This is a genomic window from Clostridia bacterium, assembly GCA_017405765.1.
In the GTDB taxonomy this organism is placed as follows: domain Bacteria; phylum Bacillota; class Clostridia; order Oscillospirales; family RGIG577; genus RGIG577.
Genome location: JAFQZS010000013.1, coordinates 68,066 through 76,324, shown reverse-complemented (window position 1 = coordinate 76,324; position 8,259 = coordinate 68,066). Strand labels below are relative to the sequence as shown.

Here is an 8,259-nt window from a genome sequence, read left to right as displayed (position 1 = left end):
CGTTCACAGAGGGCCAGACCGAGCCGCGCCGAATTTGAGAAAGCCTCGTCGCCTACGGCTCCTCGTCTTTCTCAAATTCGCACATATAACCTTCGTCATATTTTTTCGAGTGAAGTGTCACACATCATTGACGACTCTACACGGCTTATATTGTACCATATTCTTTGCAAGTTGACACGAAAGCTTTTAAAGCTTTATAATTATTTACAAAGACTTAAACGAACTTATAAGGATGTGACCTAAAATAAGCGCAAAAAAAACTTACGACAACGACTCCATATCCTCGCTTAAAGGCGCGGACCGCGTTCGCTTACGCCCCTCGGTCATCTTCGGCTCAAACGACGTTATAGGCTGCCAGCACGCAGTTTTTGAGATACTTTCAAACTCGATAGACGAAGCGAAAGAGGGCTACGGCTCCAAAATAAACGTGACAAAGCATAAGGACGGCTCTATCACGGTCGAAGACTTCGGCCGCGGCATACCGCTCGACTACAACGAGCGCGAGGGGCGCTATAATTGGGAGCTCGTTTTCTGTGAGCTTTATGCCGGAGGCAAATATAACAACGACAGCGGCGAAAACTATGAGTTCTCGCTCGGCTTAAACGGCCTCGGCGCATGCTCTACGCAATATGCCTCCGAATATATGGACGTTACCGTTTACCGCGATATGACGAAGTTCACGCTTCATTTTGAGCATGGAGAAAATATAGGCGGCCTTTCAAAGGAGCCCCAAAAAAAGAATAAAACGGGCACCCTTATAACATGGAAGCCGGACCGCGAGGTCTTTACGGATATAGATGTGCCGAGCGAATATTTCACCGACGTATTGCGCCGTCAGGCCGTGTGCAACGCAGGCATCTCGTTTACGTTTTTTGATGAATCAAAGGATGTGCCGACACAGGAGACCTTCTGCTACGAGCGCGGCATAACCCAGTATATCGACGAGATGTGCGAAGGAAGCGAGCCAATGTGCCCGACGCAGTATTATGAATGCGAGCGCATGGGACGCGACCGCGCCGACAAGCCCGACTACAAGCTCAAAATACAGTTCGCTTTCACTTTCCTTACGAGCGGAAATCATATAGAGCATTATCACAATTCAAGCTGGCTCGAATACGGCGGTTCGCCCGATCGCGCGGTGCGCTCTGCGTTCGTATCGGAGATAGACGCATACTTAAAGCAAAACGGCAAATATAATAAATCGGAGCCAAAGATTGGCTTCTCCGATATAGAGGACAGTCTTATCTGCGTAACGAACACCTTCTCGACAAATCCTTCATATGAAAATCAGACGAAGAAATCGATAAACAACAAATTCATAGCAGAGGCCATGACCGCCTTTATCCGCGAAAAGCTGATGATATTCTTTATCGAGAACAAGCCCGAGGCGGAGAAGATAACTAATCAGATACTCGTGAACAAGCGTTCGCGCGAGTCGGCCGAGCGCGCACGCCTCGACATAAAGAAAAAGCTCTCGGGCAATCTCGACATACAAAACCGCGTACAGAAATTTGTCGACTGCCGCTCAAAGGACGTATCCGTGCGCGAGCTTTACATCGTGGAGGGCGACTCCGCGCTCACCTCCTGCAAGCTGGGGCGCGACGCGACGTTCCAGGCGATAATACCGGTGCGCGGCAAGATACTGAACTGCCTTAAAGCCGACCTTGACAAGATATTCAAAAACGATATAATTACCGATCTTATAAAGGTTTTGGGCTGCGGTGTGGAAGTAAAGCTGAAGGGCAAGAACGCCGCGAGCGAGTTCGATATAAACAATCTGAGATGGAATAAGATAATAATCTGCACAGACGCAGACGTTGACGGCTATCAGATACGCACGCTTATTTTAAGCATGCTTTACCGTCTCACGCCGACGCTTATAGAAGAAGGACGCGTGTTCATTGCCGAATCGCCGCTTTTTGAGATACGAGTTGGCGAAAAATCTCTCTTTGCCTACACCGAAAAGGACAAAAGCGATATCGTAAAGAAGCTCGCCAATAAAAAGTATAAAATAATGCGTTCAAAAGGCCTTGGAGAGAACACGCCCGACATGATGTGGGAAACGACGATGTGCCCCGAAACGAGACGACTCATAAAGGTTATGCCCGAGGATAAGGACGCGACGTTTCAGATGTTCGATGTGCTTTTGGGCGACAACCTCGCGGGGCGAAAGGATTTCATCGCCGAGAACGGATATAAGTATATCGACCTCGCCGACCTGTCCTAGGAGCGCCGCAAACGAGCCTGACCGCCGGAAACGGTATGACTTGCCGAAAAGCGCTTTTATCGGACTTACGAGTTTCTTTATGTACTCGGCTCTTAACGATACGCCGGATATTATTATTTTTATTGTTTCCGGCTATCCGTCAAATGCTTCTCTGCCGTATATCATACGCCGACGAGACGCATTTGACGAATTCATTTCTCGTTTTCGACGCTCCTTCCTTTGCCGCAAACGAGCCTGACCGCCGAAAACGGTATGCCTTTCTGAAAAGCGCTTTTACAAGACTTACGCGTTTCTTACCATACTCGGCTTTTAACGATACGCCGGATTTTATTATTTTTATTGTTTTCGGCTATCCGTCAAATGCTTCTCTGCCGTATATCATACGCCGACGAGACGCATTTGACGAATTCATTTCTCGTTTTCGACGCTCCTTCCTTTGCCGCAAACGAGCCTGACCGCCGAAAACGGTGCGCTACCCTAAAAACGGTACGCCACCAAAAAAACGAGCCCGACCATATAAAACTTTAAGGAGAAAACGCCTTGAAAAAAACACCCGTAAAACATTCGCCGCCCATAGAGCAGCAGATAACCTCGACTCTTGAGAAAAACTATATGCCCTACGCCATGAGCGTAATAATATCGCGCGCCATACCGCAGATCGACGGTTTCAAGCCGTCGCACAGAAAGCTCCTTTATACCATGTATAAAATGGGGCTTTTGACGGGACAGCGCACAAAATCGGCAAACGTAGTGGGACAGACGATGAAGCTGAATCCCCACGGCGACATGGCAATATACGAAACGATGGTGCGCCTCACGGCAGACTGCGACGCGCTGCTTACGCCGTTCATCGACTCAAAGGGCAGCTTCGGCAAACAGTATTCGCGCGACATGGCGTTCGCCGCTTCGAGATATACGGAGGTAAAGCTTGCTCCCATATGCGCCGAGCTTTTTAAATATATCGACCGCGACACGGTCGATATGGTGCCGAATTACGACAACACGATGGAGGAGCCGCTGCTTTTGCCCGCGACGTACCCGAATATCCTCGTAAACCCCAATCAGGGCATAGCCGTCGGCATGGCAAGCTCGATATGCGGCTTTAACCTGGGCGAGGTGTGCGATACTACGGTAGAATACCTTAAAAACCCCGACTGCGATATAAAAAAGACGCTTGTCGCGCCGGATTTCTCCACGGGCGCACAGCTTATATACAACGAGGACGAAATAGACTCGCTCTATAAAACAGGCCGCGGCAGCGTGCGCCTTCGCGCAAAATACGTATATGACAAAAAGCAGAACTGCATCGAAGTCATAGAGATACCGTATTCGACTACGATAGAAGCCATTATGGAAAAGATCATAGACCTAGTGAAGGCCGGAAAGCTAAGAGAGATCTCCGATGTGCGAGACGAAACGGCTTTAACGGGTCTTAAGATCGCCATAGATTTAAAACGCGGCACGGACCCCGATCTGTTAATGGACAAGCTGTATAAGCTCACGCCGCTTCAGGATAATTTCTCCTGCAACTTCAATATACTTGTCGGCGCTACTCCGAGCGTGATGGGCGTGCGCGAGATACTTGAAGAATGGACTGCCTTCCGCATAGAGTGCATAAAGCGCAGGCTTTATTTTGACCTTACGAAAGCGCGCGAAAAGCTCCACCTGCTTTTGGGACTTGAAAAGATACTTCTTGACATAGACCGCGCCATCGCAATAGTGCGCAGTACCGAAAAAGACAGCGAGGTCGTGCCTAATCTCATGAAGGGCTTCGATATCGACGAGGTGCAGGCGGAATATATTGCGGAGATAAAGCTTAGGCACCTAAACCGCCAATATATACTTGAGCGCACCGGCGAAATAGAGGCCTTAAAAAAAGACATAGCCAATATGGAGGATACGCTTAGATCCAACAGCAAAATAAAGCGCATTATTATAAAAGAAGTATCAGAGGTAGCAAAGAAGTACCGCAGTCCGCGCCGCACGATGCTCATAATGGAGGACTCTGTGCGCGAATACAGCGAATCGCAGAACATAGAGGACTACCCGTGCAGCGTGTTTGTGACACGCGAAGGCTATTTTAAGAAGATAACGCCGCAGTCGCTCCGAGTCGCATCGGAGCAAAAGTATAAGGACGGCGACGAGCTTGTCTTCACCGTGCAGACTACCAACAAAGCGCACGCGCTCTTTTTTACGGACAAATACAACGTATATAAGACAAGGCTTTACGATTTTGACGATACCAAGGCCAGCGCGCTGGGCGATTATCTGCCGGCCAAGCTCTCAATGGAGCAAAACGAGAACGTCGTATTCAGCGTGATCACCGACGACGACTACTCGGGACAGCTGTTATTCTTCGATAAAAGCGGACGCATCTCGAAAATACCGCTTTCGGCATATCAGACAAAGACGAACAGAAAGAAGCTTACGGGGGCATACTGCGATAAATTCACGCTTGCGGGCGCGTATCATATCACCGAGGATGCGGACTTTACGCTGTTTTCCGACGGCGGCCGCATACTTACACTTAATTCTTCGCTTATACCCCAAAAAACGACGCGCGCATCTCAGGGCGTCATCGCCATGACGCTGAAGCCGAAAAAGCAGGTGACTCGCGCAGTGCCCGCATCCGAGGCAAAGCTTTCAGACCCTGCGGCTTACAGGGTGAGAAAGCTTCCGTCGTCGGGATTTAACATAAAGCCCGCCGACGGACCAAAGCAGCTCGAGCTTATCTGAATAAAACGGGCGCGGGACTCCCCGCGCCCCAGCGTGTCAAAAAACTCAATTTTTGGCACGCTGCAAACTTTCAAAAAAGAGGTTCCAATGCTTAAAAAACGGCGCGTCGGCGTATTTTTATACGACAGAGGCGTTTTTTAGGCATAGATGAAACCCGCCGAAAACGTAAGCTTTTCGGCGGGCAAAACAAATCGCCGAAGTATTAAGTTTTTTATTTCGCTTGTTTAAAGACATTGAAGCTTTTTAATGATTTAATGAAAAAATATGTTTTTTCATTGGTGGAGCCCTTTTTTGACAGTTTTAGGCGCGAAGACTCTCCGCGCCTTTTTTACTCCACATATATAAACTCGCTCATTGCCTCATATTTCTTTTCGCCTATTCCCGGCACAAGCATTATCTCCTCAGGCGCGTTAAAGCCGCCGTATTCCTCTCTGTAATCGATTATCTTCTCCGCCGTCGTTTCGCTTATCCCGGGCAGACGTTCGAGCTCGTATTTCCCTGCCGTATTTATGTTTATCATATCACCGTCGTCATCGTATTCTGCGTTCTCATCCTCCGATACGATATTCAAAGGCTCGTTGTCGGAAACGACTGTACGTTCAAACGCAAAAAACGAAGTAACGCTGCTTAGAGCAATATAAATTATAAATGCAAATACGCATATAAGCAGGGCTTTATGCGATATATCAAGCTTATTCATCACATCACCGCTTAAAATAAGGAAAAATTATAAAAAAGGCTTTTAATGATTATGTAAATCTGATATCATTAAATATAATAATTTACTTAAAATAATTATACGTTGTTTTTTACACGCCTTCAATATGATTTCGTAAATTGGAGAATATATGAATAAATTAAGAAAACATGCTTTTCTTCCGATATTGCTTATAGTCGTCCTTGTTATGCCGCTTTTCGTCGGCGCAGAGGGCGCCGTAAGCACGGATACCTCATTTTCCGTTGCCTCAAAAAACGCAATACTTGTAGAAGCCACTACAGATACGGTCATATATCAAAAGAACATAAACGACCGCATCGTTCCCGGCGAGCTTACAAAGCTTATGACGGCTATAATAGCCGTTGAATACGGAATGCTCGACGATATCGTAACTATTTCCGAGACGGCCGCCACAGACAAAAACGCATACGGCACCTTGGCCGCTCTGAAGGCGGGCGAGCAGCTCTCGGTAAGGCAGCTTTTATACTGCATGATCCTTGACAATAACGACGTTGCCGCAGTTGCCATAGCGGAGCATATTTCGGGCACGGAGGAGGATTTTGCCCGAAGCATGACCCAAAAGGCCGCCTTCATCGGCGCGCAGAACACCAACTTTACAAATGCGACGGGTCAGAACGAGCGCGACCAATACTCGACCGTATGGGATATGTACATAATCGCCGACTATTTCATGCAAAGCAAGCTTTTGATGGAAATAGCATCGACAAGAAGCTATACCCTGCCCCAAAGCGAATGGCGCGCAAAAAAGAAAAAAATATATACGAACGACCATTTGATCTCGACATATAAGAATACAAGCTACTACTACAGATATGCCGACGGCCTTATCGGAGGTTCCTCAAGCGCATCGGGCAGCGTTGTCGCCGCCGCCGCTTCGCGTGGGCGCGGCTCTATGACGCTTATCTTCATAGGCGCGGGCACAAGCGGAGAAAACAGCAAATACTCCCTTCCCGCCATGAAGGACGCCGGAAACGTGTTCAGAGAAGCGTACTCTTCATACAAGATAATGAATGTCGTCAAAAAAGGCGAGATAATGATGGAGGCGCAGCTTGAGCATTCGCTTGAAAAGGACTATATTTCGCTTGTTGCAAAGGACGACGTAAGCACCGTCATCCCGCAGAACAAAAACGAAGACGAAATAGAAGTAAGGCTCTTCCCAAACGAGCACATTATGGCCCCCATAAGCGCAGGAGATACGCTAGGCACATTTGAGGTTTATGACAACGACGTGCTCATAGTCACGGGAACTCTCACTTCAGAGGAGACCATCCGTGCCAACATTATTTTAAAGATAGGCTATTGGATAACAAGCTTCTTCTCGCTTGCCGCAGTAAAGGTGATAATAGTCATTATCCTGCTGCTTGCGGCAGCGTATATATTTATTCTTGTGCGCTCGATAAAGAGAAACGAACAAAAGAAAGCGAAAATGAAGCAAAGGGCTGAAACTGCCGCAGCGAAACGAGCGCCTTCTCGCGCAATATCAAATGCTTCCGCGCCGAAAGTCCCCGCAGGTACTGCGCGCCGAAGCGCATCGCGGGCGCCTCATACGCTTACTCAGGCAGACCGCCGCACAAAGGCAAAAAACGTAAAAAGTTCCTCTGCGGGCGGGAGAGTCCCTCGCGCGCATAACAAAACGGTAAAAACCACCTCGCCGGGCACGAGGCCGCAAAAACAGCCAAAGCAGCCAAATACAGCGACGAAAGCTCCGAAGGTAGCTCCTTCTTCCAAGAAAGGAAGAAAACTCTCTCCGAAAAACGGCGCTTTTGTCAAAGGATCAACGAAAAAAGCGCCCAAAGAACGGCGCTCACAGAATAAAAAGGCTTAAAAGATAAAAAGGGGGGAGCTTTTACTCCCCCTGTTTTATTTCTACTGCTTCTCTAAGCGCCGCGTCAAGCTCGGGATACGCCCGTTTTAAAGATATCGGCTTATTATCCTTTATAAAGCAGTGACGCGAAGACGCCTTTGTGCATATCTTGCCTGTCGCCGTGTTGTAAAACTCATACCCTACCTCAAGCACTGCTGCGCTGTATTTAAGCACCGAAAGCCTTATATGCACCTCGTCGTCGAACGCAACAGGATCTTTATATTCTACCGAAAGCGATACTACAGGCGAAGCTATTCCCATCTGCTCCATCCTCACGTATCCGAGACCCATCGCGTCCATAAATCCCACGCGCGCCTCCTCCATCCATTTTATATAGTTTGAATGGTGGATTATGCCCATTTTGTCCGTTTCGTGATAATGCGCTTTTCGCTTATACGTATACAAAGCCGTGACCTCCCGCTTCATTCTTTATTTTATTATGCCGCCGTTTTGCACATTTGTCGAGACGGTTTTAAAACAGCGCTCCAATAAAATTTTTACAAGGTATTTACAGCGCTTAAAAAAGGTGATACAATATATTTACAATTTATTTAGGGGAGCTGGCACAAGTCGGCTGAGATAAGGATCTTTTTCCTTAGACCCTTCGTACCTGTTCGGGTAATGCCGGCGTAGGAATATTTTTGCACTTAACGCCGCAGGAGAAAACCCGCGGCGTCATTTTTTAAAAGGAGT

5 protein-coding genes and 1 riboswitch are annotated in these 8,259 nt (G+C 47.8%); of the genes, 3 read left to right on the top strand and 2 right to left on the bottom strand.

Annotation, left to right across the window (positions count from 1 at the left end; all coding sequences use genetic code 11):
• The first annotated feature begins 244 nt into the window (after positions 1-244).
• Positions 245-2,227, top strand: a complete 1,983-nt coding sequence (locus IJG50_02970; protein MBQ3378810.1) for a DNA topoisomerase — start codon at positions 245-247, stop codon at positions 2,225-2,227.
• A 612-nt stretch (positions 2,228-2,839) separates the two neighbouring features.
• A complete protein-coding gene (locus IJG50_02965) occupies positions 2,840-4,963 on the top strand; it encodes a topoisomerase IV (GenBank protein ID MBQ3378809.1) in 2,124 nt (707 codons plus the stop codon).
• A 328-nt stretch (positions 4,964-5,291) separates the two neighbouring features.
• On the opposite strand, the gene IJG50_02960 is transcribed toward IJG50_02965, so the two are convergent.
• The gene (locus IJG50_02960) at positions 5,292-5,663 is read right to left on the bottom strand and encodes a helix-hairpin-helix domain-containing protein (GenBank protein MBQ3378808.1); all 372 of its coding nucleotides are present in this window, start codon (positions 5,661-5,663) and stop codon (positions 5,292-5,294) included.
• A gap of 148 nt (positions 5,664-5,811) precedes the next feature.
• Between IJG50_02960 and IJG50_02955 the strand changes: the two genes are divergently transcribed.
• The gene (locus IJG50_02955; protein MBQ3378807.1) at positions 5,812-7,527 is read left to right on the top strand and encodes a hypothetical protein; all 1,716 of its coding nucleotides are present in this window, start codon (positions 5,812-5,814) and stop codon (positions 7,525-7,527) included.
• A 21-nt stretch (positions 7,528-7,548) separates the two neighbouring features.
• Here IJG50_02955 and IJG50_02950 read toward each other — a convergent pair whose 3' ends face one another.
• Positions 7,549-7,992 (bottom strand): acyl-CoA thioesterase, encoded by a 444-nt coding sequence (locus IJG50_02950; GenBank protein MBQ3378806.1) that lies wholly within the window; start codon positions 7,990-7,992, stop codon positions 7,549-7,551.
• Positions 7,993-8,109: 117 nt separating this feature from the next.
• Positions 8,110-8,219, top strand: a riboswitch (TPP riboswitch).
• The last annotated feature ends 40 nt before the right edge of the window (positions 8,220-8,259 follow it).

Excerpts from the sequence above, each read along its gene's own strand:
- IJG50_02955 (MBQ3378807.1), top strand. The coding sequence starts at position 5,812 with ATGAATAAATTAAGAAAACATGCTTTTCTTCCGATATTGCTTATAGTC.
- IJG50_02965 (MBQ3378809.1), top strand. The coding sequence starts at position 2,840 with ATGCCCTACGCCATGAGCGTAATAATATCGCGCGCCATACCGCAGATC.
- IJG50_02960 (MBQ3378808.1), bottom strand. The coding sequence starts at position 5,663 with ATGAATAAGCTTGATATATCGCATAAAGCCCTGCTTATATGCGTATTT.
- IJG50_02950 (MBQ3378806.1), bottom strand. The coding sequence starts at position 7,992 with ATGAAGCGGGAGGTCACGGCTTTGTATACGTATAAGCGAAAAGCGCAT.